Raw genomic sequence first — 24,498 nt, forward strand, 5'->3', positions numbered from 1 at the left:
GTTTTTACCCAGCTGCTGTGCGTTTTTAAACAGCACCGTGAAAAATCAGGGTGAGCACTGCCCCCTGCGGCGAGTTAGCTGGTTGTGGCGAGCGGGCTTGCCCGCGTTGGGTCGCGAAGCGGCCGCTGGTTCAGGCCCCGCGTTTCCTCAGTAAGGCCACCGTTGCTGTTTTTGGGGCTGCTGCGCAGCCCAACGCGGGCAAGCCCGCTCGCCACAATAAGACGTATGCAAGCCATCGGTGTTTATGTCCAAGGGAGGGAGGTGACATGTTCGACTGGAATGACCTGCGGTTTTTTCTTGAGTTGCAGCGCAGTGGCCGTTTGCTCACCGCCGCGCAGCGCCTGAAAACCACCCACGCCACGGTGGCGCGTCACATCGAGGCCATCGAGAAAAGCCTTGGCACTGCACTGTTTGTGCAGCACGCCCAGGGCTACGAACTGACGCCTTCCGGCGAAGCCCTGCTCAAGCATGCCGAAGCCATGGAAAACGTCGCGCTGCTGGCTGAAGACGAACTCACCCATTCCGCCGCGCCCCTGGGCAAGATCCGCCTGGGTGTGGCCGAAGGGTTGGGCGTGATGTTCCTCGCCAGTCGCATGGGCGGGCTGTTCGACCGTTACCCGGGGCTGGAAGTTGAGCTGCTTGCCGTGCCGCGTTTTGTCAGCATCCTCAACCGCGAGGCGGAAATCAGCATCCACCTCGAACGGCCCAGTGTCGATCAACTGGTCACGCGCAAACTCACCGACTACCGCCTCGCACTCTACGCCAGTCGCGCCTATCTGGAACGCCACCCGCCCATCGAAAAGCGCGAAGACCTCGCCGCCCATGCCTGGATCGATTATGTCGACGACCTGCTGTTCAGCCAGGAACTGAAATTCCTCAGCAGCTTCTGCCGCAACCCCAAGGTGGTGTTCCACAGCACCAGCGTGATCGCCCAGCACCAGGCCGCGCGCTCCGGGCTGGGGATCGCCGTGTTGCCATGCTTCATGGCGTCAGGCGACCCGGACCTGGTGCCGTTGTTGCCGGGCGAGGGCATCCAGCGCAGCTACTGGATCAGCTCGCGCCGGGAGCTGCACAAATCGGTGCGGCTGCGGGTGTTGTGGGATTACGTGGTGGAGTTGTGCGCGCGGGAGCAGGGCTTGTTGCTGGGTGAAATCTAGCGGATGAACGCCGATCAAAAGGTGGGAGCGGGCTTGCTCGCGAATGCGGTGTGTCAGTCTACTTATCCTTAACTGATACACCGCATTCGCGAGCAAGCCCGCTCCCACATTGGATCTGTGGGGGGGCTTAAACCGGGTTATTCACGCAATTCAAACTCCGCACTGCCGAGCCTTTCGCCATTCACCAACACATGCACCCGATGCCTGCCCGGATAGTGCTTGCGCGTAGTCAGTTCACGAATATGTTGCTCGCGGCTGATGTTTTGCTGCTCACGCGCACCGAGGGTAAACGCCTTGAGCTTGAACACCTTAGCCGCGCTGTGCCCGGCACTTTTTACGTAGTCGATGGCGTAGTCCACCACTAGCTTCTGCGCGGTGTCGGCGGTGGATTCCAGGCTGAATGACAGGTTGATGCGTTCGCCCAGGTTGATCACCGCTGGTGTGACGCTGAGGGTGTGCAGCCTGACTTCGGCCTTGGCGCCAGCGCCCATGAGCGTCAGTGCGCGGGTGTTGCCCTGCTTGATCAGGCTGCGCAACGCGTGGCGGGCAATCCAGGCGGTGCGGGGGTTCTCCAGGTTCCAGCCTTCGATCAGGCTGAGCACCCAATCCGGGTGGTCCTTGGTGATGTCGTTGAGGTGGTTGGCCACGGATTTGCGCACATACAGGCTGCTGTCGGCCTTGAGGTTGTCGAGTATCGCGGCGCACAGTTCGGGGTTGGCTTGCACCTCGGCCAGGCGAAATGACCAGGGCAGGCGCGGCCGCGAGCCTTCGCTGGCGAGGCGGCGTACGTGTTCGTTGGCATCCAGCGACCAGGCTTGCATCACCGCCAGCGTGCGCTGCAAGTCGTGCAGCAAGAACGGGCGGATGGCGAATTCGGCGGAGCCAAAGGTGGTGAAGTATTCCAGCGCAGCCATGGAGCGCTTGAAGTCATCGCGGCCGTAACTCGCCACGTAGTGCGGCAGGAACAGGCTGACAAAACTGCTGTTCAGGCGTGGCGCCAGGGCATACAGCAGCTTGAGGGTGTGCGGATAATCCAGCGGGATCACCGCGTGCAGGCTCTCGCTGACCCGCGCCATGCGCTGCATCACCGACAACTCGGCCAGCCCCGCCTTGGCGAGTTTGAGGAAGCCCTTGGCGTCGAACGCCGGGTACACCGCGGTCATCTCGCTGGCGATGTGTTGCAGGCGTTCGACGTTGAAGATTTCCTTGAGGGCCGGGGCGCTTTGGTCGGTCATCGGTGATTCCAGGGCGGTGGGGTCAGAGAAACCAGCGGTATTCGCGCGCGTGGATCTCTTGTTGGAAGGCCAGGTGGTCCTGGCGTTTGTTCTCGCAGTACACGTCGACAAATTCACCGCCGAGCTTATCGCGCAATACCGGCTGGTGCTGCATGGCGCGTACGGCCTCGAGCATTTCCAGGGGGAAGGCGCTGCCGCTTGAGCGGTCGTCGTTCAAGGGGGCGATGGGTTCTTGCCGGGCTTCAAGGCCATGCTCCAAACCGGCGAGGATCGCCGCCAACACCAGGTATGGGTTGGCGTCGGCGCTGGCCAGGCGATGTTCGATACGCAGGTTGCGCGGGTCGGACTCGGGGATGCGCACGCACGCATCGCGGTCTTCAAAGCCCCAGCTGGCGCGGGTGGCGGCGTTGACCGTACCGCCCAGGCGGCGGAAGGCGTTGTGGTTGGGCGAGAAAATCGGCATGCAATGCGGCAGCAGTTCCAGGCACCCGGCTACGGCATGGCGCAACGGTTGCTGCTGGTGGGCCGCGAGCAGGTTATTGCCCGCGCCGTCATACAGGCTGACATGCACATGCATGCCGCTGCCGGGGTATTGCAGGTAGGGCTTGGCCATAAAGCTGGCGCGATAGCCGTGTTTAAGCGCCACGCCGCGGGTGCTGCGGCAGAACAGGGCGGCCCAGTCGGCGGCGCGCAGGCCGTCTTCGAGGTGGCCGAAGTTGATTTCAAATTGGCCGGGGCCGAGTTCGGCGGTGATCACCGTGATGTCGATGCCCTGGGCCTTGGCGGTTTGCGCCATGTCGTCGAGCACCTCGCTGAAGCGCGACAACCGCTCGATATGCAGGGTGGGTTGGTCGTCGGCGTCATCGCTGAGCGGGTCGCGGGCGAATTGTGGCAGGCCGTTGTCGAGTTTCTTGTCGAACAGGTAGAACTCCAGCTCGAACGCCACCACCGGGTGGATGCCCTTATGGTGCAGGCGCTCCAGCACCTTGGCCAGGACTTCGCGGGGTTCGAATTCGATGGGCGCTTCGGTGCCGTCCGAGGTGATCAGCATCTGCCCCAATGGCTGTGATTCCCAGCTCACCGGCTTGAGCGTGCCCGGCACCAGGCGGCGGTTGGCGTCCGGGTCGCCGTCGTGGAAGCAGTAGTCACCAATCTTGAACAACCCGCCCTGTGCCCCCAGCAGCACGGCGTTTTGCGGCAGCTTCAAGGGGCTGCCGGCGGCGACCTTTTCGAGCATCTCTATCGGGTAGCGCTTGCCGTAGAAATGCCCGGGAATGTCCAGGGCGATCAGGTCGACGTAGCGCACCTCGGGATGGTTCTGGCGAAAGGTCCGTACTTCGGCCAGTAACGTGGCGGCATGGCTTTTCACGGGTGGTGCTCCTAGTTGTAAACCCACAGCACGCGGGCGGGCAGGTCGGTCAGGTTGGCGTAGCGGCAATGGGCGAAACTGGCCAGGTGGAAGCTATCACCGGGGCCGAGGGTAACCGAGTCGGTTTCGCCCTCGACCCACAGCGTCAATTCGCCCTCCAGCACAAAACCGGCCTGCTCGGCGCGATCACTCATGGTCTGTTCACCGCTGTTGGCGCCGGGCGCCAACAGGCTGTCGAGCATCGAAAACGCGCCGTTCATGCTCGGTGAAACGAGGATGTCGGTGATGCCGTTGGCGTAATACACCGTGCGCCGCTCGTTGGGGCGGGTGATCCAGTCCACGGCCTTGGGTTTGGGTTGGCTGTAGAAATAGGTAGTGGGCACGTCGAGGGCGTGGCTGATGGCGGTCAGGTCCGCCACGGTCGGGCGTGACAGGCCGCGTTCTACCTGGGACAGGAAGCCCACCGAGCGCTCGATCTTGTGAGCGAGCTGGGCCAGGGTGAGCTTCTTGTGCTTGCGCAGGTCGTGGATCAAGGCGGCGAGGGTGGCGAGTTCTTCTTGAAGCGTCATGAAATTTATGTCGAATAATTTCATGAAAAATTACAGGATTTATTTCATTGAGGCAACGCTGGCGATACCACGGGCCCCATTTTGTGGCGAGAGAGCTTGCTCGCGCTGGGCCGCGAAGCGGCCCCAACCGATTCACGGAGTTTTTTTCAGGTAGATCACGCTGGGGCTTTTTGGGGCTGCTGCGCAGCCCAGCGGGAGCAAGCTCCCTCGCCACAGGGTAGGGCGGTGAGGGGCCTCAGAATTTCGCTGAATGATTTAAAGCCCCTGCGGTCCGAACCTGGGTACGCGCCATTCATTCAAGGAGCACCCATGAAATCCAAAACCCTCGCCGCCTGCCTGTTGGTCGCCGCCAGCCTTTCCACCGCCAGCTTTGTGGCCCAGGCCGGGGATACGCCCCAGGAAACCGTCAAGCCTTCCAGCATCAACACCCGTGACTTGAAAGAAGGCGACCGCGCCCCGGACATGCTGATGCGCAAGGAGTCGGCTGTCAGCGACTGGAAAAAACGTGGCCTCAAGCAACCCGAGGCCGACAGCCAATGGGCACGGGTAGGGGACCGGTTCGTGCTGCTTAAAACCACCAACGGCACGATTCTTGAGATCACCCCCGTCAAGAAATGACCTGTCTGTTTTGCCTGTTCTTGCGTTAAGGTAACCGGCCGCTAATGGCCGCGTTACCGACCAAAGAAAGAGAGCAGGATGCTTGCCACAATAAGAAACTACCCCCGCACCGTGAACCTGTTGCTGTGCGCCACGTTGCTGCTGACGTTGGCCAAGGCCATCACCTTCCCGTACCTCGTTATCTACCTCACCAGTCACTTTGCTCTCGACATCAGCCAGGTTGGCCTGGTGATCGGCAGTTCGTTGATCGTCGGTTCACTGCTCAGCGTCTACGGTGGCTTTCTGGTCGACCGGATCAACAGCTATCGCCTGCTGCTCGGCCTGAGCGTGGTGTTTGTGCTGGGGTTTATCGGCACGGTCCTGGCGCAGAATATCTGGGCGTTCTACAGCTGCCTGATCCTGATCAACCTGGCCTACGCGGTCATCGATATCGCGGTGAAGGCCGGCTTTGCCAGCCTGTTGCCGGAGGACGCGCGCAGTGAAGTGTTTTCCATCAAGTACACCCTGACCAATATCGGTTATGCCGTGGGGCCGGCGTTTGGCGCGGTGGTGGCCAAGTTGGATATCAGCCTGCCGTTTATTTTGTCGGCGCTGCTGGGGTTGGGGTTTTTCCTGCTGTATTGGCGCTGGGGCGACCGCACGCTGGCCACCGCCGAGCCTGCGCAAAAACCGGTGTCGTTCCTTGCCGTCGGCCGGGTACTGCTGCGCGACCATCGCCTGGTGTGCTTCACCCTCGGTGGGCTGCTCAGCGCGGTGGTGTTCGGCCAGTTCACTGCCTACCTGTCGCAATACCTGGTGACCACCACCACCGCCGAATACACCTACACCGTGATCAGCGCCGTGCTGACCACCAACGCCGTGCTGGTGATCGCCTTGCAATACGTGATCGGCCGGCGCATCTCGCACCGTCATCTGAGCCAGTGGCTTATTTTCGGCTTGAGCATGTTCATGCTTGGGTTGATCGGTTTCGCGCTGTCCACCAGCGTGCTGTGGTGGGTGCTGGCGATGGCGGTATTCACGGTGGGGGAGATTGTGGTGTTTCCGGCCGAATACATGTTCATCGACCGGATCGCCCCTGACCACCTGCGCGGCATGTACTACGGGGCGCAGAACCTGTCCAACCTCGGCGCCGCGATGGGGCCGGTGCTGTGTGGGCTGGTGTTGGCCAGCCTGCCGGCTCACTACATGTTCTACATGTTGGGGGCGTTTATCGTCGGGGGCGGGGTGTTCTATTTCATTGGTTCGTCGTTGAAGGCAAGTCATCCAGCCTGAGCTTGCCCATGTTGTTGCTTTGCAGTTCGTAGCGCAGTTCTTCGACCATTTTTTCCACTTCCTGCGGGGTCTGCAGCCTGTTGGTGCTGATCCCCGTCACCACCAGGTCCACCCGGCCGGTGTCGGCGTCATAGACCTTGAGGGTCAAAGACGCATCCCGGCAGAGGGTGAACTCGCACGTCAGCGGCGCCAGGCCTTCTTCGATGCAATTTCGCAGTTGAGAGAGCGTAAACATGAGGGTTCCTTCAAGGTGTCGTTTCACCACGGCACAGGTTCAAGGCCCTGTGCTCACCCCTTGAAGGTTAAGGATTACGCCTACGCGCCATAAGGCGAATTCGCACTAGCCGCACTAGTGCATTTGTACTTTTAACGCGTGTTTTTAACCCGCAGTTCGCCGGCAAACAGCCCGCGTTCACGGGCCCAGACGATGGCGGCACTGCGGCTGTGCACCCCCAGTTTGGAATACACCGTGGCGACATGGTTGCGCACAGTGTTGGGTGCCAGTTTAAGGCGCGAGGCGATCTCCTTGTCGGCCAGGCCCTCGCAGATCAAACCCAGCACATCGCGCTCGCGGGCGGTCAGGTCGGTAAAGGCCACGTTCGGCAAGTTGGGGCTGTTGACACTCTTGGCGTTGGCCAGCTTTTCGATCAGGGTCTGGCTGAACCAGGACGCGTCCTGCATCACTTCCTCGATTGCCGCGACCAGTTCCAGCTCCGAGCGTTTGCGTTCGGTGATGTTCATCAGCACCAGCAGGTAGCAGGGCACGTCCTCGATGATCACGGTGTCGGCCGACACCACGCAGTCGATCACTTCATTACCTTTCTTGCGCACCTTGAGGTCCAGGCCATCGAGGTTGCCGGCTTTTTCCAGGGTGGCGAACAACTGCGCGCCGGCAGTGGCGCTGTCGATAAAGTCGATGTCTTCGATGGCTTTGCCGATCAGCTCTTCGCTGAGGTAGCCGGTGATGTTCATAAACGCTTCGTTGACGTCCACCACCTGGCGGTTGGCGGCGTTGCACACCAGGGTCGGCACGGGCGTCAGGCGGAACGATTTGGCGAAGCGCTCCTCACTCTGGCGCAGGGCGATTTCCGCCTTGCGGCGCGGCTCAAGGTCGGTGAAGGAAAACAGCATGCAGTCTTCCTCGTTCATGTCCAACGGCTGGCCGGCGACAATCACCAGTTTGCTGCCACCCTCAGGCAGGCGCAGTTCGGCCTGCATTTGCGGGATGGTCGCGCCTTCGCCCAGGCGCTGGATGGCCAGGTCCTTGCGCTCGGCCTGTTCCAGCACATCCAGCTCATACACGGATTTGCCGATGACCTGGTCGCGGTTGTAGCCGGTCATCTCCAGAAAGCCCTGGTTCACCTTGATATAGCGCAGGTCGCTCAAACGGCAGATCACTGCAGGCGCCGGGTTGGCGTTGAAGGTTTTTTCAAAGCGCTGCTCGGCGCTGGCCCACTCGGTGGCATCGCTGAGGACCAGCACCAGCAACTCGGGCTCGCCGTGGGAGTCGGTGATCACCAGGCTGCGCAGGCGGTGCACCCAGGCTCTGTGTTCGTCGTCGACGGGCGTGACTTCCACCACCACATCGCTGAACTCTTCGCCCGCCGCCGCGCGGGCGAGGGGGTAGCTTTCCAGCTGCACAGGGTGGTTGTTGCGATAACGCAGGGCGAAGCGTTCGGCGTATTCCTGCGTGTTGGCGCCCAGTGCCGCAACGTCCTCCACGCCGTGCATGGTCAGTGCGGCTTCGTTGGCCCAGAGAATGGTCTGGTCGACCTCGGCGAGGATGATCCCGTCGGACAGCCCAGAGATGATCTGCTGGAGCTGGCGGCGGTTGGTTTCTTTGGCAAGGACGTCCTGGCTCATGGTTTCTCCCGGGAAAAGGCGCATAACCCTACGACACGGGGGGTTCAAGATAGTGCAAAGAAATTGCACCGATGGCGGTGCGAATGCACCAGTGAATCTGGTGCATTTGGGCCACGACTGAACGGATGTCCTTTCGCCACACTCACACCCATCAAGGCAATTTGCCTTGCTCCTATAACGTGTGAAGGATCTCTGTATGACCACTGTCTATGAAACCAATCGATCGTTGTTTCGCGTGTCCTGGAGTTCGGTATTGGCCGGTAGTGCAATTGCCCTGGTGACCTACCTGGTGCTTAGCGTGCTCGGCACCGCCATCGGTGCCAGTGCGGTCAATCCAATGGAGGCGGGTAATCCGCTGAGTGGTTTCGGTACGGGCGCCGGGATCTGGTTGTTCGTCTCGACCCTGGTGGCCATCGCGCTGGGTGCGTTCGTGGCCGGGCGCACAGCACCGGATCGTGGCGGCCTGCACGGCGTGCTGACCTGGACCCTGACCACCTTGCTCACCACGTGGCTGCTGGCGGGTCTGGCTGCGAGTGTGGTCGGTACTGCCGGCAATGTGGTTGGCAAAGGCTTGTCGGCAGCCGGTAGCGGTATCGCTGCCGCCGCCCCAGGCATTGGCGACAGCGTCAAGCAGCAACTGAGCGAGCAGGGCATCCAGCTGGACTGGAACAGCTTGCAAGGTGAACTGGATACACTGCTCAAGCAAAGCGGCAAGCCTGAATTGGACCCGTCCAACGTCGAACAGAAAACCGACCAGGCCGCCGCGGATGGCAAGCAATCGGCGACTGACGCAGCGACCAACCCAGCCCTGGCCGGGGACGCGCTGAAACAGTGGTTCGAGCGGGTTAAAGCCTCCGGTGAGCCGGCATTGAACGCCGCGGATAAAGACGCGCTGGTCAACATCGTTGCCGCCCGCACCGGCAAGAGCAAGGAAGAAGCCACGCAGATCGTCGACAACTATGCCCAGGCATATCAGCAAGCCGTGCAAAAGGTCGATGAGCTGAAGCAACAGGCTGAGCAGAAAGCCCGTGAAGCCGGTGAAGTTGCGGCCAAACAGCTCTCCCGTGCGGCCTGGAGCACCTTGGCCATGTTGCTGCTGGGCGCGGCCTTGAGCTTCTTTGTGGGGCGCATCGCATTGACGACGCGTCGGGTGCCTTTGGCCTGATAGCGTTTGCAGCAAGGACGCTGCTTTTCGCTGGCACCAATCATGCTAGTGTCAGCACTCCACTTTTGAAGCGGCAGTGCCTGGCGATGCGTGATATCTACAGCGTCTTCAATTCCAACGGCGCTTATGAAACAGCGGCCCACGCCCATGACGAGTTCATGCTGATGGTGCCCGAGCACGGCTTGCTGCGCTTCAAGGATGAAGACAGCGGGCGCTCCACGTCGGTGATCGACCGCCAGTTCGTGCTGGTGCCGCCGCAGTGCAGCCACTCCTCCTCGTCACTCACTGCCAGCCAGGGCCACCTGGCGTTCTATGTCGACCCCGACTACATGCGCTTTGCCTTGCGCGACCTGTCCGGCGACGCCAACCGCCTGCTGCGCGTGCCCACGCTGGGCATCTGGCAAACCTCCGCGCCGCTGCAGCATTTGCTGCTGGCGAAAAAAGCCTTCAGCCAACCCGACCCGTATGTCGACCGCCGCCGCCAGTTGGCCCAGGCCGACCATTTGCTGCTGCTGGAATGCCTGGCGATTTCACTCAGCCAGCCGAGCCTGCAGCGCTCGTCCACCGAGCGCCACGGCGCCATGCTGGTGCGTGATGTGAAGATGTATGTCGAGGGCAACCTTGAACACGCGCCGGGGCTGGATGAGATTGCGGCGGTGTTCCATATGTCGCGTCGACACCTGACCCGGCTGTTTGCCCAGCACACCGGCGAAACCGTGCTGGCCTACGTGCAGCGCCTGCGGCTGGAGCGCGCGCAGACTTTACTTCGGCATACGCGCCTGTCGGTGCTGGAGATTGCCAACAACGTCGGCTATGAGTCGCCGTCGCACCTGGCCCATGTGTTTCGGCGGGTGCTGGGCATGTCGCCGGATGAGTGGCGGCGCATCTGACGAAACACCCTCAACGTGTGGGAGCGGGCTTGCTCGCGAAGGCGGTGTGTCAGTCAAGTATTGATTAACTGATCCACCGCCTTCGCGAGCAAGCCCGCTCCCACATTTAATTTGGTTTCTTCAGGTGTTCTGTCAATTATCCATGGCCCAATCCCGCGCGTGATCCGGCCCGATCCCGTGCGCCACAAATCTGTCATCCCTTCATCCTCTGCTCATCAACAACAAAACAAGTCCGGCTTACCGGACGAGGAGGGGCGGTGAGCGTAATACCCTTTATTCGTTTTTCAGGCGTGCAAAAAAGCTTCAAGGTCGAGGGTCGTCCGTTTGTAGCCGTGCGCGATGTGTCGCTGCAGGTTCAGCGCGGTGAAATCATCACCCTGGTCGGCCCTTCGGGCTGCGGCAAGTCCACCTTGCTCAACATGACTGCCGGGCTCTTCGGCCCCACCGTCGGCCAGGTGCATTACGACGGCGCCGAGGTCAAGGGCGTGAACACGCGGGTCGGCTACATGACCCAGGCCGACCACCTGCTGCCTTGGCGCACCGTGGCCGGCAATATCGCGGTGCCGTTGCAGATACGCCGTATGCCCCGGGCTGAAATCGAGGCGCGGGTTGAAGAACTGATGGCCCTGGTCGGCCTTACCGGTTTCGGTGAAAGCTATCCCAACCAGCTGTCCGGCGGCATGCGCAAGCGCGCGGCCATGGCGCGCTTGATGGCCAGCGACCCGGAAACCCTGCTGATGGACGAACCCTTCGGCGCCCTCGATGCGCAAATGCGCCTGACCCTGCAGACCGAGCTGCTGCGCCTATGCCGCAAGCTGAACAAGACCGTGTTGTTCGTGACCCATGACGTCGATGAAGCCATCGCCTTGGCTGACCGTTGCGTGGTGTTCGCCGGTCGCCCTGGCACCATCGACCACATCATCGATATCCCCCTTACCGGCGAACGCAACCTTGTGCAACTGCGCTCCGATCCACGCTACGTGGAACTCTGCGCCGAACTCTGGAAGCGCCTGGCACCCGACGTCGCCGGCGCGGCCGACCCTGCTGCATTGGCTCACTCGCTGGAGGTCGTATGATCCAGGTTTATCGCATGCTGTTCCTGGTCTTCCTGATGGTGCTGTGGGAAGGCGTGTCGCGCTGGTTTGGCGTGGAATTCTTTATCAGCCGGCCTTCGGCGGTGGCGCAGAGCCTGTGGAAAATCCTGCTTAACGGGGTGTTTTTCTACCACGCCGGTATAACCACCCTGGAGGCGGTACTGGGGTTCTTTTTCGGTTCCCTGGCAGGCTTGATTGCCGGCCTGGTGCTGGGCCGTGCCAAGTTGCTGGCCGATATCCTCGACCCGTTCCTGACCGCGTTCTACAGCCTGCCCAAGGTGGCGCTGGCGCCGCTGTTTATCCTCTGGTTCGGCATTGGCCTGCCGATGAAAGTCATCCTGACCGCCGCCGTGGTGTTCTTTCTGGTGTTCCTCAATACCTACAGCGGCGTGCGTAACGTGTCGCGCGAGCAGTTGACCATCCTGCGCCTGATGGGCGCCAAGGAACGCGACCTGCTGACCATGGTGGTGATCCCGTCAGCCTTCACCTGGGTGTTCACCGGCCTGCGTCTGTCGGTGCCTTATGCGCTGATCGGCGCGCTGGTGGGCGAGATCATCGCCGCCAACCTTGGCCTGGGCTACCTGCTGTCGGACGCGGCCTCGCAGTTCGACACCGCCGGGGTATTTGCCGCGCTGGTGGGCATCATCGCCCTGGCGCTGATCCTCAATACGGCGGTGAAGCTGGCCGAGCGCAGGTTGATGCCGTGGAAAGCCAATGAAGCCGAACGTGAAGTCGCGGTTTAACCCTCTCTATTGTGGAGCTTGATCATGTTTAAGCCTCTTGTGATTGCCAGCCTGTTATGCGCTGCGTTCCTGCCCACCGCCCAGGCCCAGGACTTGACCAAAGTGACCCTCGCGTTCCCCAGCGAAGGCTTCCTGTATGTACCGATCTACGTCGCGCAGAAACAGGGTTATTTCGCCGCCGAAGGCCTGGATGTGGAAGTCATCGTGTTTCAGAAGGGCGGCTCGGCGGCACTCACCGCGGTGCTCGGCCGCGACGCCGACGCCTACGTCGGCCTGCCCGCCGTGGCGGTACGTGCCCGCAGCAAGGGCCAGAACGTGCAGGCCTTCGCCGCCGTGCAAACCCAGTTCGGCAGCACGGTGGTGATCGACGGCGAATCGGCGCGCAAGGCCGGCGTGACGGCCACATCGCCGCTGGCCGCGCGGGCCCAGGCCCTCAAAGGCTTGAAAATCGGCGTGACCGGCCCCGGCAGCACCACCGATATGTTGGTGCGCTACCTGGCCAAGGATGCCGGCTTGAATCCCGATAAAGACTTCACCATCATGCCGATCGGCGGCGCGCCGAATATGCTCGCGGCGTTTTCCCAAGGCAGCATCAATGGCTTCTCGCTGTCGCCACCCACCATCACCACTGCCGCGCAGCAGGGCGGGCTGGTGCTGATGGACCTGGCCAAGGGTGAGTACAAGCCGTTGGACGGCTTCCTCTTCACCGCGATGATTGCCCGCGAGGACTGGCTGACGGCCAACAAATCAACCGCCGAGAAACTCGTGCGCGCCCTGTGGAAGGCTGAGCACCTGATCGCCAGCGAACCGGACAAGGCCCGGGAGTCGGTGCGTGCGTACTTCGCCCACACTGATGCGACGATTTTTGACGCTGCCTGGAGCGCCTCGTTGCCGTCCTACCCGGCCACACCGCGGATCGAAAAAGACGCGGTGGAGAAAAACATCAGCTTCATGAACGCGGTGGAAAACGACCCCGTGTCACTCGACCCACAACAGGTCTACACCAACCGCATCGTCGACGCCGTGGCGCCGACTGTATCCACCCTCAAGGGAGAGGCGAAATGACGCCCGAGGTTCACCTGGTCAATGTATTTCCCGCCACGCCGCGTGGCGGCAACCCGGCCCCCACCGTGGCCGTGGCGGATGGCATGAGCGACGCGGATATGCAGCAGGTCGCCCGCGATTACGGGCACGAATGCGGCTTTGTGTTCGCCGCGCCGGCGGGCAGCGACTGCGATTTTGCCCTGCGTTTCTGGGTGCCCAACCACGAGATGGAAATGTGCGGCCACGCCACCGTGGGCGCCATCTGGCTGTTGGACCAGTTGGGCATGCTGCATAAGGATCGCCTGGCCTTGTGGACCCTGAGCGGTCGCGTCGACGCTCGGGTGAAGGATGCCGGCACGCCGCAGATTCAGGTGGAAATCAGCCAGCCCAAGGGCCAGGTTGAAACCCTGAGTGAGGCGGATGTGGAAGCGGAGATCCTGTCGGTGTTGGGCATCACGTCCAACGAGCTGGCGCCGTTGCCGATTCAGAACGCGCGCACCAGCCGCGTCAAAACCCTGATCGCGCTGAAAAGCGTAGCGGTGCTGGACGCGCTCAAGCCGGACTTTCGGCGCATGGAACAGCTGTGCGAGCGCATCGGCTCCACCGGCCTGTATCCCTACGCGCCGTCGGACCTCGACGCGCGCCAGTTCGACGCGCGGCAATTTCCCAAGTCCTCGGGCTACCCCGAAGACGCCGCCACCGGCATCGCCGCGGCGGCCTTGGCCTTCGGCCTGCTGGAAAATGGCTTGGTGACCGCTGACGACCGCCCGGTGCATATACGCCAGGGCCGGGCGATGGGGCGACCGTCACAGATTTCCCTGCGGTTTCGTCGCGATGAGGCAGGGCAGGTACAGGGGTGCTGGCTGGGTGGGCATGTCGAATTTGCTGAGGTGCACGCATGAGCATTCACGAAAAACTCAGCGCCCTGGGCTTGGCGTTGCCTGACACACCGAAGCCCAAGGGCGACTACGTGCCAGTGACGATTCACAACGGCGTGGCGTATGTCAGCGGCCAGGTGTGCCGGTTGGGGAAGGAAGTGATTGCCGGGCCGGTGACCGACCACACGCCCCCGCAATCCGTTATGCAAGCCGGCCAAACCTGCGCGCTGCGCGCCTTGAGCGTGTTGGACCAGGCGGTCGGGTTGGAGAACGTGGAGCGTATTTTGTTCGTGCGTGGTTTTGTGTACGGCGGCGAGGGTTTCCAGAGCTTCTCCAAGGTGGTCGATGGCGCCTCGCAAGTGCTGATCGACGTGTTCGGCGAGCACGGCCGCCATGCGCGTTCAGCGGTTGGCGTAGCAGGGTTGCCGAGTGGCGGGATGTTGGAGCTGGAAGTGATCGCGGCGGTAAAAACCCCCTGAACATGCCCTGCCGAAACATGCCCCACAAAAGGTCAAGGCACAAAAACTGACATTAGTTCGCTGGCGCAATGGTTTAGCACCTCGTCATCATCACTTCACACAAGCCCGCTTGAAGGTTGAGAGGGCTTTTTTCATTGGTGTGTATTGTGTGTACAAAAAACGCATTGCCATTTAGCGGTGTGTAATATACACACCTAAGGGTGGGCGATGAGAAGTCGAGAGGTGATTGACCTGCTGGTTGCGGATGGTTGGTTTGAGGTGGCAGTAAAGGGTAGTCATCACCAGTTCAAGCATCCTGTTAAGCGGGGTAGAGTAACCGTCCCTCATCCGAAGTCAGAGATTGCCAAGGGCACTCTGCACAGTATTTTCAAGTCAGCCGGTCTCAAATAATGACCCTGCTGGATGAATCGGACGAACTCCCCAGAGGCTCGTCCAGAGGAGGAGCAATGAAATTCCCTGTGGTAGTGCACAAAGACGCTGACTCGGATTACAGCGTGACCGTCCCTGATGTGCCGGGGTGTTTCTCGGCGGGTGGGTCTTTCTCTGAAGCATTGGATAATGTTCGCGAAGCACTGGCGTTGCACCTTGAAGGACTGGTTGCCGATCAAGAGCCGCTTCCTCAGGCGCTGGAGGTTGATGCCCATATAGATAACCCGGATTTTGTCGGTGGTGTCTGGGCGATAGTTGACTTTGATCTGACGCCCTACCTGGGTAAGTCAGTGCGGTTTAACGCCTCTTTGCCGGAACACCTGCTGCAACGCATTGATGAGCGTGTGCAAAAGGACCATCGCTACGCATCAAGGTCAGGTTTCTTGGCCACTGCGGCGCTGCGCGAACTTTCTGCGTAAGGCAACACACACAATAGGTATCAGACGAGCCCGCTATGAGCAACGAAGAACTTCAAATCACCGACACCCGCCTTGGCACCGGCAAAACCGTAGTCAAGGGTGCGCTGATCACCACTCAATACACCGGCACCCTGGAAGATGGCACGGTGTTCGATTCGTCCTGGGAGCGCGGCAAGCCGTTCCAGTGTGTGATCGGCACCGGGCGGGTGATCAAGGGCTGGGACCAGGGGTTGATGGGCATGCAGGTGGGCGGGGTGCGCACGCTGTTCGTGCCGGCACACCTGGCGTATGGCGAGCGGTCGATGGGCGCGCATATCAAGCCCAACAGCAATCTGCGTTTTGAAATTGAGCTGTTGGAAGTACTGACTCGGGATGATTGAGGGCTGGTGATCGAGCCGGTACGCCTTGATTGTGGGAGCGGGCTTGCTCGCGAATACGGTGTGTCAGTCCACATATTCATCCGCTGAACCACCGTATTCGCGAGCAAGCCCGCTCCCACAGTTGATCTTGGGTGCCTTCAAGAGGTGCCTTCCTGAACCCATCCTGAAGAATCTTCTTATTCACCATACGGACACTTTCCTACGGTTTACTCTCCTTACATCGAGGCGTAAGCTTCGCGCGTTTTCATCAATAGCGGAGACCCTCAGTGGGTACTTGTTCGAGTGACAGTTGTCGGCCGGTCTCGGTAACCGGCACGTACTTGGCAAGATAACGCGCATTGTTCCGATGCCGTTGTCTCGCCAATCAAAGCGAGAAGCGGCATCCCGGCAGCGGCCAGTCCTGGCACCTGTCTGATCCCCTCTCATCGACGCTGACCAGCACCTGATTTGCCTCAGGATGCTACGGACGCGCCTGCCTTTCCGGCAGGCGGGCCAATCCTGCTGTGCCTTTAAAACGGGCGCGGCACAGGCGGCCGTACCTGCACGGCGGTTTTTTCCTCGCGCAGGAGTAACACCATGAACCTGACTCTGTTGAAAGAGTTCTTTGCCGGCTTCCTGCGGACCCGGCACATCGCCCGGCATTTCCGTCGTTTGGCGATGCTTGAAACCGTGACCGACGCCAGCGTCAGCCGCGAAGTGCCGCCGACCCTGGCGCAAACCCTGGTGGTCGCGGCCAACAGCAGTGCGGGGCAATTGCTCGGTACCCTGGGCAGCCATACCGAGGGTTTGAACACCCAGGAAGCCGACGCCCTACGCGTGCAATACGGCCTCAACGAGGTGGAGCACGAACAGCCGCTGCCATGGTGGGTGCACCTGTGGCACTGCTACAAAAACCCGTTCAACCTGCTGCTTACCTTGCTCGCGGTGATCTCCTGGCTGACCGAAGACATGAAGGCCGCCACGGTGATTTTCTCCATGGTGGTGCTCTCGACCCTGCTGCGTTTCTGGCAGGAGGCCAAGTCGAACAAGGCCGCCGATGCGTTGAAAGCCATGGTCAGCAACACCGCCACGGTGCTGCGTCGGGATGCCACCAAGCGCATTGAATTGCCGATCAAACAGTTGGTGCCGGGCGATCTGATCGTGCTGTCGGCCGGCGATATGATCCCCGCCGACTGCCGCGTGCTCAACGCCAAGGACCTGTTCGTCAGCCAGGCAGCGATGACCGGTGAATCGATGCCGGTGGAGAAGTTCGCCCACCAGCAGGACGCCCAAACCCGTAACCCGCTGGACCTGGAAAATATCCTGTTCATGGGCACCAACGTGGTGTCCGGCGCGGCCACCGCGGTTATCCTGACCACCGGCAACAGCACCTATTTCGGCGCCCTGGCCCAGCGCGTGACGGCCACCGACCGCGCGACCACCTCATTCCAGCACGGTGTGAACAAGGTCAGCTGGTTGCTGATCCGCTTTATGTTTGTGATGGCGCCGCTGGTGCTGTTCATCAACGGCTTTACCAAGGGCGACTGGACCGAAGCGCTGCTGTTCGCCCTGTCGATTGCCGTGGGCCTGACCCCGGAAATGCTGCCGATGATCGTCACGTCCACCCTGGCCAAGGGCGCCGTATTTCTGTCGCGCAAAAAGGTCATTGTCAAACGCCTGGACGCGATCCAGAACTTCGGCGCCATGGATGTGCTGTGCACCGACAAGACCGGCACCCTGACCCAGGACAAGATTTTCCTCGCACGCCATGTGGACGTGTGGGGCGAAGAGTCTGACGACGTGCTGGAAATGGCCTACCTCAACAGCTACTACCAGACCGGCCTGAAAAACCTGCTGGACGTGGCGGTGCTGGAGCATGTGGAAGTGCATCGCGAGCTGAAAGTCGGCACCGCGTTCCAGAAGGTCGATGAGATTCCGTTCGACTTCAATCGCCGCCGCATGTCGGTGGTCGTGGGCCAGGAGGGCTTGCCACACCTGCTGATCTGCAAGGGCGCCGTGGAGGAAATCCTCTCGGTGTGCAACACCGTGCGCCATGGCGACAACAACGAAGCGCTCACCGATGAGTTGCTGGCGCGCATCCGCCAAGTGACCGCGGCATTCAACGAAGAAGGCCTGCGCGTGGTGGCCGTGGCGGCACAGCCGATGACCCCGGGGCGCGACACCTACAGCCTGGCGGATGAGCGCGACCTGACGCTGATCGGCTACGTGGCCTTTCTCGACCCGCCCAAGGAAAGCACCGCGCCCGCGCTCAAGGCGCTCAAGGCCCACGGCGTTGCGGTAAAAGTGCTGACCGGCGACAACGAGCTGGTCACCGCCAAAATCTGCCGTGAAGTGGGCCTGGAGCAACAGGGCCTGTTGATGGGCAACGACATCGAGGACATGACCGACGCCGAGCTGGCCAAGGCCGTGGAAACCACCAATGTGTTCGCCCGGCTGACCCCCAGCCATAAGGAGCGCATCGTGCGCCTGCTCAAGGCCAACGGGCATGTGGTGGGTTTCATGGGCGATGGCATCAACGACGCGCCCGCGTTGCGCACGGCCGATATCGGCATTTCGGTGGACAGCGCGGTGGATATCGCCAAGGAAGCGGCCGATATCATCCTGCTGGAAAAAAGCCTGATGATCCTGGAGGAGGGCGTGCTGGAAGGCCGGCGCACCTTCGCCAACATGCTCAAGTACATCAAGATGACCGCCAGCTCCAACTTCGGCAACGTGTTCTCGGTGTTGGTGGCCAGTGCATTTATCCCGTTCCTGCCGATGCTGCCGATGCACCTGCTGGTGCAGAACCTGCTGTATGACATTTCGCAGATCGCGATTCCGTTCGATAACGTCGATGCCGAAATGCTCGCCAAACCGCAACGCTGGCAGCCAGGGGAAGTGGGGCGTTTCATGCTGTTTTTCGGGCCGATCAGTTCGATCTTTGACATCACCACGTTCGCACTCATGTGGTATGTGTTCGATGCCAACACTCCAGACCACCAGACGCTGTTCCAGTCGGGCTGGTTCGTGGTGGGGCTGCTGACCCAGACGCTGATCGTGCACATGATCCGCACGCCAAAGATCCCGTTCCTGCAAAGCCGTGCGGCGATGCCATTGATGGTGATGACCGGGGTGATTATGGCGGTGGGGATTTTCCTGCCGATGGGACCGCTGGCGCACTACTTCAAATTACAGGCGCTGCCATCGCTGTATTTCGTATTCCTGCCGGTGATTTTGCTGGCGTACATGGCATTGACCCAGGCGGTGAAGGGGTACTACATCCGTAAGTTTGGCTGGCAATAACACCGCAGCGGCAACTGCCTCGTTGTGGAGAGCAGGATTGTTGTGGCAACCGAGCTTGTTGTGCAGAGCTGCTTGTTGTGGCGAGCGAGCTTGCTCGCGTTGGGCTGCGCAGCAGACCCAAAACCGGCAACATAAATCAGTCTGAAAACACGCGGTGCTTCGCAGAGGGGCCGCTTCGCGCCCCAGCGCGAGCAAGCTCGCTCGCCACAAAAGGCAGGCTGAGCGATAGGTATAAAAGGAAGTTTTTATGCAAGCAATCAACAACATCAACCTCAACTCGCTGGTCGATACCTTGGTCAGCCTCACCGCTGCCTTTATCCTCGGCGGCCTGATCGGTTTTGAGCGCCAGTACCGCCAGCGCACGGCGGGCTTGCGTACCAACGTGCTGGTAGCAGTCGGCGCGGCGATTTTTGTCGACATGGCCAACCGCCTGGGCGGCGCGGAAGGCGCGGTGCGGGTAGTGGCGTACGTGGTGTCGGGCATCGGCTTTTTGGGCGCCGGTGTGATCATGCGCGAAGAAGGCAACGTGCGCGGGCTCAACACGGCGGCCACGCTGTGGGCATCGGCGGCGGTAGGGGCGTGCGCGGGGGCCGACCTGATCCTCGAAGCGCTGCTGGGCACGCTGTTTGTGCTGGCAGCCAATACGCTACTGCGGCCGATCGTTAATAACATCAACCGCCAGCCGCTGGATGTGGTGTCGGCGGAGGTCACCAATATTCTGTATGTGATCGCCCGGCGTACCCAGCAAAAGGCCGTGCTGGCCTTGCTGGAGGCCGAGCTTGCGCGCTGCAACTACCCGGCCAGTGATGTCGACGTGCGCCCCTTCGGCACCGAGGAGGTGGAAATCGAAGCCACCTTGGCCGTCACGTCGGTGGACGGTGACGAACTGGACGCCCTGGTAGCGCGGATCTCCCTGTCGACCCTGGTGGTACAGGCGTTCTGGAGCCCCAGTACCACCGAGTAGCCTCCTCGGGGTTCGCGTAAAACAAACCTGTTGCTTCGGTGAAAAGTCCTACAAGCACTCGAGATTATCCCTTCATTTAAAACCACGCTTCGTTGTTAAGGTTGCGCGCCGCTCCTGCTTAGGAATCCGGCTGCGGCTTAACCTGCTTATCGTGTTTTTCAAGTGGAGGGGCCTGTACTGCCTGACGTGTCGGGCAGAGTAATCAGTACCGTTTGTCGGAACTGTTACTTTTCACAGGTAGATAGATCTCGCGTGGTATGTGAGCGTACTCATTCTCTCAGGGGAGTTTTATGAGCAACAAAGCGTTAGTTGTGGATGATCACCCTTTTATACGTGCCACCGTCAAGTATTTATTGAAGCAGGAGGGCTTCGACAGCATCTTTGAAGCGGGTAACGGTGCTGATGCTTTGCAGATTGCACGTGAAGAGCGTCCGGACATCATTATCCTGGATTTGGCGATGCCAAGGCTCGGCGGTCTGGAGGTGATCAGCCGGATCAAGGCGCTGGACCTGCCGTGCAAGATCCTGGTGCTGACCTCGTATCTGGCGGTGTTCTTTTCCACCCGCTGCATGCGCGCCGGGGCAATGGGGTTTGTCGCCAAGACAGGCGAGCTTGATGAACTGCAAAAGGCCATCCGGGCGATCCGGTCTGGCTACAGTTGCTTTCCCAGCCTGCCTACCAGCTCGGTGCGTCGTGACGATCTGCAAACCAGTGAACGGGAGTTGGTGGAGGCACTGTCCGACCGCGAATTGACCGTGCTGCAAAAACTGGCCCTGGGCCTGGGCAACAAGGAAATCGCCGCAGACATGCTGTTGAGTCACAAGACCATCAGCACCTACAAGACGCGGCTCAAGGAAAAGTTGCGGATGTCCTCGGTAGTACATCTGTCCAAATTTGCGCAGCGCAACCATCTGATCTGAAATGAACCCATCCCGGCGGATCCAACTCACGGTCATCCTGCTGATGGGGCTATTACCGCTGGCGGTAATGGCCCTGGATGAACCGCAGAACTTGCGGCTTCTGGGCCACTCAACCGTTGAAAACACCTCCCTGACGCTGGATGAAGCCGACTGGCGCTGGTTGCGCGAGCGGCGCACGCTGGCGATGGGCGTGTCGGCCCCCGATTATGCTCCCTTCGACCTGAGCAATAACCAGGACGAGTTTGAAGGCATCACCGCCGACTATGCGGCACTGATCGGCCAGATGCTGAATGTCGCCATTGAGGTGCGGCGTTACGATACCCGTGATGAGGTGCTTGAAGCCCTCAAGACGGGTGCCGTGGATTTTGTCGGGTCGGCCAATGGTTATGAGGCGGCCGACCCGCAGTTGGTACTGTCTCGCGTCTATGCCAATGACCAACCCACACTGGTGACCCGTGTGGGCGACACCCAAGCGCTCAGCGCCGACCTGGCGGGCCGGCGTGTGGCGATGCTCTACCACTACATGCCGCCCGATGCGGTGCAGGCCTTTTATCCCAAGGCGCAGTTGCTGTTGTTTGGCTCAACGTTCGAAGCCATCGGCGCGGTGTCGTTTGGCCAGGCGGATGTCTACCTGGGCGACGCCATCAGCACTCGCTACCTGATCAACAAGAACCATCTGAATAATGTGCGCATGGCGGATTTTTCCGCCATGGAGGCCAATCCGTTCGGGTTTGCCTTCACCCAGGAAAACACGCGCCTGCGCCACATCATCAATGCCGCCCTGGGCGCTGTTCCGGCCGACAAACAGATGGACATCCTGCGCCGTTGGAGTGCCGGCGGCATTGGCTTCCTGGGCGGCGAGCGGTTACGCCTGAGTGACAGTGAGCAGCGTTGGCTGGCGAAGCATCCACGGGTGAAAGTGGCGGCGTTCGACAAGTTTGCACCGCTGTCATTTTTTAACGAGCAGGGGCAATTCGAAGGGTTGAGCGCGGAAGTGCTATCGCGGATCAGCTTGCGCGCGGGCCTGAAGTTCGATGTGGAGCGGGGCGGTTCACTGTCCCGTCAAATTGATGCGGCGAGTTCCGGGCAGGTGGATATGCTGGCGGTGGTCACGCCGAGTGTCGAGCGTTCCGAGAAGATGCGTTTTACCCGGCCCTACCTGTCAAACCCCTACGTATTGGTGGTTCCCGCTAACAACGACCGCCTGATTACCCTGGAGGATATGCCCGGTAAACGCCTGGCGCTCGTCAGCGGTAACAGCCATGCCGCGCAAATCGCCGAGGATTTTCCCGGCATTGAGTTTACCTACGTCGAGAACACCGAACAGGCCCTGGCGTCAGTGGCCAGGGGCAAGGTTGATGCAACCGTGGTGTCGCTGATCAGTGCGCGCTACATGATCACTCGCTATTACCGTGAGCGCCTACGCGTTACCAGCACGGTCGGCAGGGAGCCGGCGCGTTTTACCTTTGGTGTCAACCGCAGCCAGTTGGAGTTGTATTCGATCCTGGAGAAGGCGCTGTTGAGCATTACTCCCGAAGAGATGGACGAGCTGACCAACCATTGGCGCAGCGAAATCATCATTGAAGACAGCTACTGGATCCACCACCGTAACGTCATTATCCAAGGTTTTGGCGTGGCCGCGCTGTTGCTGCTGGTGACCCTCGGCTGGGTGTTTTACCTGCGCAGCCTGATTCGCAAGCGCGCCCAGGCCGAGCGGGCCTTGAGCGACCAGATGCGGTTCATGAGCGTATTGATCGATGGCACGCCGCACCCGATCTATGTGCGTGATCGCCAGGGCCGCTTGATGGCCTGTAACAACGCTTACCTCGATGTGTTCGGTTTCAAGTTGGAAGACGTCATTGGCAAGACCGTGGTTGAGACCGACACCGGTAACCCGCCTCAGTCCCGGTCGTTCCATGCCGACTATCTGCGCTTGATGGAGCAGGGCGAGCCGCAGATCCATGACCGTGTGCTCAAATTGCCCGATGGCGGAGTGCTGACCATCTACCAATGGATGCTGCCATACCGTGATAGCAACGGGAGTGTGGTGGGCATGATTGCCGGCTGGGTCGATGTCAGCGAACGCCAGCGCCTGTTGGGCCAACTGCAAGAGGCCAAGGAGGACGCCGACGCCGCCAACCGCGCCAAGACCACCTTCCTGGCGACCATGAGCCATGAGATCCGAACGCCCATGAACGCGGTGATCGGCATGATCGAGCTGGCCCTGAAAAACGCTGAGCAGGGCCGCGCCGACCACGATGCGCTTGAAGTGGCGTGGGTAGCTTCCCGGGGCATGCTCGAGCTGATCGGCGATATTCTCGACATTGCACGGATCGAATCCGGCCACCTGTCCCTGACCCTGGAGCCGGCGAACCCGCACGAACTGTTGGTCTCTGTGGCGCGGATATTCGAAGGGCTGGCGCGGGACAAGGGCCTGGTGCTGCGGGTGGAGCTCGATCCGCTGATCGACCGATCGGTGCTGATCGACCCGCTGCGTTTCAAACAGGTGGTCTCTAATTTGCTGGGTAACGCTATCAAGTTTACCGTCGCCGGCCAGGTGCGCCTTGGCGCCCAGGGCGGCCAGGTATCGACTGACGGCCAGTTGCACCTGCGGTTATGGGTGGAGGACACGGGTATTGGCATCAGTGCCGAGGATCAGCAGCGGCTGTTCAACCCGTTTGTGCAGGGCAGCAATCACGAGCAATCGGAGCGTAGCGGTTCAGGCCTGGGGCTGATGATCAGCCGTAACCTGTGCGAGATGATGGGCGGCCAGCTGCACTTGACCAGTGTACTGGGCAAGGGCACGCGGGTGGATGTGACATTGGCGTTGGCGCTGACCACGGCTGTGGCGCCGGCCATCTTGCCTGTGCCGCACCTTCCACCGGCACGCGCATTGAATATCCTGGTGGTGGATGACTACCCGGCCAACCGCCTGTTGCTGGCTCGGCAGCTGAGTTTTCTGGGGCATCGCATTGTCACCGCCGAGGATGGCGTACAAGGGTTGGAGTTGTGGCAGGCCGGGCATTTTGATGGGGTGATCACCGATTGCAATATGCCATCCAAGGACGGTTATGCGCTGGCGCGTGATATTCGCGAACAAGAGCGCCGGCGTGGGCTGTCGCCGTGCCTGTTGCTTGGATTCACCGCCAATGCCCAGCCGCAAGAGGCGGAACGTTGCCGACAAGCCGGCATGGACGGATGCCTGTTCAAACCCACCGGGCTTGAAGACTTGCGCTCGGCGTTGGCATCGCGCACGGCCACTGCTGTCACCGATGAAACAGCAGGGGAGTTCGATCTGAGTTCGCTGATCGTTCTGACCGGTGGAGATAAACAGGCGCTCAACGAACTGCTTGTGCCATTGCTGGATAGCCTGGCAGAAGACCATAGAGTTTTGACGTCGCAGTCGGCGTGGGCCGATTTTGCCAAGTTGCATGACGTGGCCCATCGCGTCAAAGGTGGTGCGGGCATGGTCAAGGCCAAGGCGTTGCTGCGTTGCTGCGAGGCCTTGGAGCGCGTGTGTGAGCGGCGCGACAGTGATGCATTGGGCGCGGCGTTGGAGGCAACGGGCGAGGCCATCGAACATTTGCATCACGGCCTGAGCCGTTACTGCGAGCAGGCTTGATTGGGGAGCATGGCCACTCGGTGGATTTGGGATAACTCCTACGTGAATGGGGAACATTGCTGATTTTGTCTTCGGGATATGTCTGGAAAATGGGCCAAGCTCACTG

General features: G+C 60.8%; 22 protein-coding genes. 17 read left to right on the forward strand and 5 right to left on the reverse strand.

The genetic code is table 11. The features are described from left to right. The first annotated feature begins 266 nt into the window (after positions 1-266). On the forward strand, positions 267-1,157 hold the full coding sequence (locus tag CXQ82_RS10365; RefSeq protein ID WP_101268520.1) for a LysR family transcriptional regulator: 891 nt from the start codon (positions 267-269) through the stop codon (positions 1,155-1,157). 137 nt (positions 1,158-1,294) lie between these two features. Here the strand turns inward: CXQ82_RS10365 and CXQ82_RS10370 are convergent, their stop codons facing one another. From CXQ82_RS10370 to CXQ82_RS10380, 3 genes are read right to left on the reverse strand one after another with little or no spacing between them, the layout of a single operon-like run. Next, positions 1,295-2,392: a DNA alkylation repair protein gene (locus CXQ82_RS10370; RefSeq protein ID WP_101268523.1), complete on the reverse strand. Its 1,098-nt coding sequence runs from the start codon at positions 2,390-2,392 to the stop codon at positions 1,295-1,297. Positions 2,393-2,414: 22 nt separating this feature from the next. Further along, a complete protein-coding gene (locus CXQ82_RS10375) occupies positions 2,415-3,761 on the reverse strand; it encodes a glutamine synthetase family protein (protein ID WP_101268525.1) in 1,347 nt (448 codons plus the stop codon). Positions 3,762-3,772: 11 nt separating this feature from the next. Beyond that, positions 3,773-4,330, reverse strand: coding sequence for a helix-turn-helix domain-containing protein (locus CXQ82_RS10380; protein ID WP_101273757.1), 558 nt, complete (start codon positions 4,328-4,330; stop codon positions 3,773-3,775). Positions 4,331-4,639: 309 nt separating this feature from the next. Between CXQ82_RS10380 and CXQ82_RS10385 the strand changes: the two genes are divergently transcribed. Next, positions 4,640-4,948 (forward strand): RcnB family protein, encoded by a 309-nt coding sequence (locus CXQ82_RS10385; RefSeq protein ID WP_101268527.1) that lies wholly within the window; start codon positions 4,640-4,642, stop codon positions 4,946-4,948. A gap of 78 nt (positions 4,949-5,026) precedes the next feature. Then, a complete protein-coding gene (locus CXQ82_RS10390; RefSeq protein WP_101268529.1) occupies positions 5,027-6,220 on the forward strand; it encodes an MFS transporter in 1,194 nt (397 codons plus the stop codon). Here the strand turns inward: CXQ82_RS10390 and CXQ82_RS10395 are convergent. Both CXQ82_RS10395 and CXQ82_RS10400 read right to left on the reverse strand, forming a co-directional pair. After that, complete coding sequence (locus tag CXQ82_RS10395; RefSeq protein ID WP_101268531.1) at positions 6,183-6,455, reverse strand: DUF1652 domain-containing protein; 273 nt, start codon at positions 6,453-6,455, stop codon at positions 6,183-6,185. The two genes, CXQ82_RS10390 and CXQ82_RS10395, sit on opposite strands and share 38 nt — an antisense overlap. Positions 6,456-6,586: 131 nt before the next feature. Beyond that, positions 6,587-8,083 carry a PAS domain S-box protein gene (locus CXQ82_RS10400; RefSeq protein WP_101268533.1) on the reverse strand — a complete coding sequence of 499 codons (1,497 nt, stop codon included), beginning with the start codon at positions 8,081-8,083 and terminating at the stop codon, positions 6,587-6,589. A 196-nt stretch (positions 8,084-8,279) separates the two neighbouring features. Between CXQ82_RS10400 and CXQ82_RS10405 the strand changes: the two genes are divergently transcribed. The 14 genes from CXQ82_RS10405 to CXQ82_RS10475 all read left to right on the forward strand — a co-directional run bounded on the left by CXQ82_RS10405 (position 8,280) and on the right by CXQ82_RS10475 (position 24,392). Next, a complete protein-coding gene (locus tag CXQ82_RS10405) occupies positions 8,280-9,248 on the forward strand; it encodes a hypothetical protein (protein WP_101268535.1) in 969 nt (322 codons plus the stop codon). An 86-nt stretch (positions 9,249-9,334) separates the two neighbouring features. Then, a complete protein-coding gene (locus CXQ82_RS10410) occupies positions 9,335-10,138 on the forward strand; it encodes an AraC family transcriptional regulator (protein WP_101268537.1) in 804 nt (267 codons plus the stop codon). A gap of 257 nt (positions 10,139-10,395) precedes the next feature. Continuing rightward, positions 10,396-11,214, forward strand: coding sequence for an ABC transporter ATP-binding protein (locus tag CXQ82_RS10415; RefSeq protein ID WP_101268539.1), 819 nt, complete (start codon positions 10,396-10,398; stop codon positions 11,212-11,214). Next, on the forward strand, positions 11,211-11,975 hold the full coding sequence (locus tag CXQ82_RS10420) for an ABC transporter permease (RefSeq protein WP_101268541.1): 765 nt from the start codon (positions 11,211-11,213) through the stop codon (positions 11,973-11,975). Before CXQ82_RS10415 ends, CXQ82_RS10420 begins: the two co-directional genes overlap by 4 nt. Positions 11,976-11,999: 24 nt before the next feature. Then, a complete protein-coding gene (locus CXQ82_RS10425; protein ID WP_101268543.1) occupies positions 12,000-13,040 on the forward strand; it encodes an ABC transporter substrate-binding protein in 1,041 nt (346 codons plus the stop codon). Beyond that, a complete protein-coding gene (locus CXQ82_RS10430; protein ID WP_101268545.1) occupies positions 13,037-13,921 on the forward strand; it encodes a PhzF family phenazine biosynthesis protein in 885 nt (294 codons plus the stop codon). Before CXQ82_RS10425 ends, CXQ82_RS10430 begins: the two co-directional genes overlap by 4 nt. Next, positions 13,918-14,376: a RidA family protein gene (locus tag CXQ82_RS10435; protein ID WP_101268547.1), complete on the forward strand. Its 459-nt coding sequence runs from the start codon at positions 13,918-13,920 to the stop codon at positions 14,374-14,376. The genes CXQ82_RS10430 and CXQ82_RS10435 overlap by 4 nt, the downstream gene beginning before the upstream one ends. 207 nt (positions 14,377-14,583) lie before the next feature. Then, positions 14,584-14,766 (forward strand): type II toxin-antitoxin system HicA family toxin, encoded by a 183-nt coding sequence (locus CXQ82_RS10440; protein WP_101268549.1) that lies wholly within the window; start codon positions 14,584-14,586, stop codon positions 14,764-14,766. A 56-nt stretch (positions 14,767-14,822) separates the two neighbouring features. After that, positions 14,823-15,224 (forward strand): type II toxin-antitoxin system HicB family antitoxin, encoded by a 402-nt coding sequence (locus CXQ82_RS10445; RefSeq protein WP_101268551.1) that lies wholly within the window; start codon positions 14,823-14,825, stop codon positions 15,222-15,224. 35 nt (positions 15,225-15,259) lie between these two features. After that, the gene (locus CXQ82_RS10450; protein ID WP_101268554.1) at positions 15,260-15,604 is read left to right on the forward strand and encodes an FKBP-type peptidyl-prolyl cis-trans isomerase; all 345 of its coding nucleotides are present in this window, start codon (positions 15,260-15,262) and stop codon (positions 15,602-15,604) included. 576 nt (positions 15,605-16,180) lie between these two features. Beyond that, a complete protein-coding gene (gene mgtA / locus CXQ82_RS10460) occupies positions 16,181-18,886 on the forward strand; it encodes a magnesium-translocating P-type ATPase (protein WP_101268556.1) in 2,706 nt (901 codons plus the stop codon). A 247-nt stretch (positions 18,887-19,133) separates the two neighbouring features. Then, a complete protein-coding gene (locus CXQ82_RS10465) occupies positions 19,134-19,850 on the forward strand; it encodes an MgtC/SapB family protein (protein ID WP_101268558.1) in 717 nt (238 codons plus the stop codon). 290 nt (positions 19,851-20,140) lie between these two features. Beyond that, positions 20,141-20,770 carry a response regulator transcription factor gene (locus CXQ82_RS10470; protein ID WP_101268560.1) on the forward strand — a complete coding sequence of 210 codons (630 nt, stop codon included), beginning with the start codon at positions 20,141-20,143 and terminating at the stop codon, positions 20,768-20,770. Position 20,771: 1 nt separating this feature from the next. Further along, positions 20,772-24,392, forward strand: coding sequence for a transporter substrate-binding domain-containing protein (locus tag CXQ82_RS10475; protein ID WP_101268562.1), 3,621 nt, complete (start codon positions 20,772-20,774; stop codon positions 24,390-24,392). The last annotated feature ends 106 nt before the right edge of the window (positions 24,393-24,498 follow it).

Source organism: Pseudomonas sp. S09G 359, from assembly GCF_002843605.1.
GTDB lineage: Bacteria > Pseudomonadota > Gammaproteobacteria > Pseudomonadales > Pseudomonadaceae > Aquipseudomonas.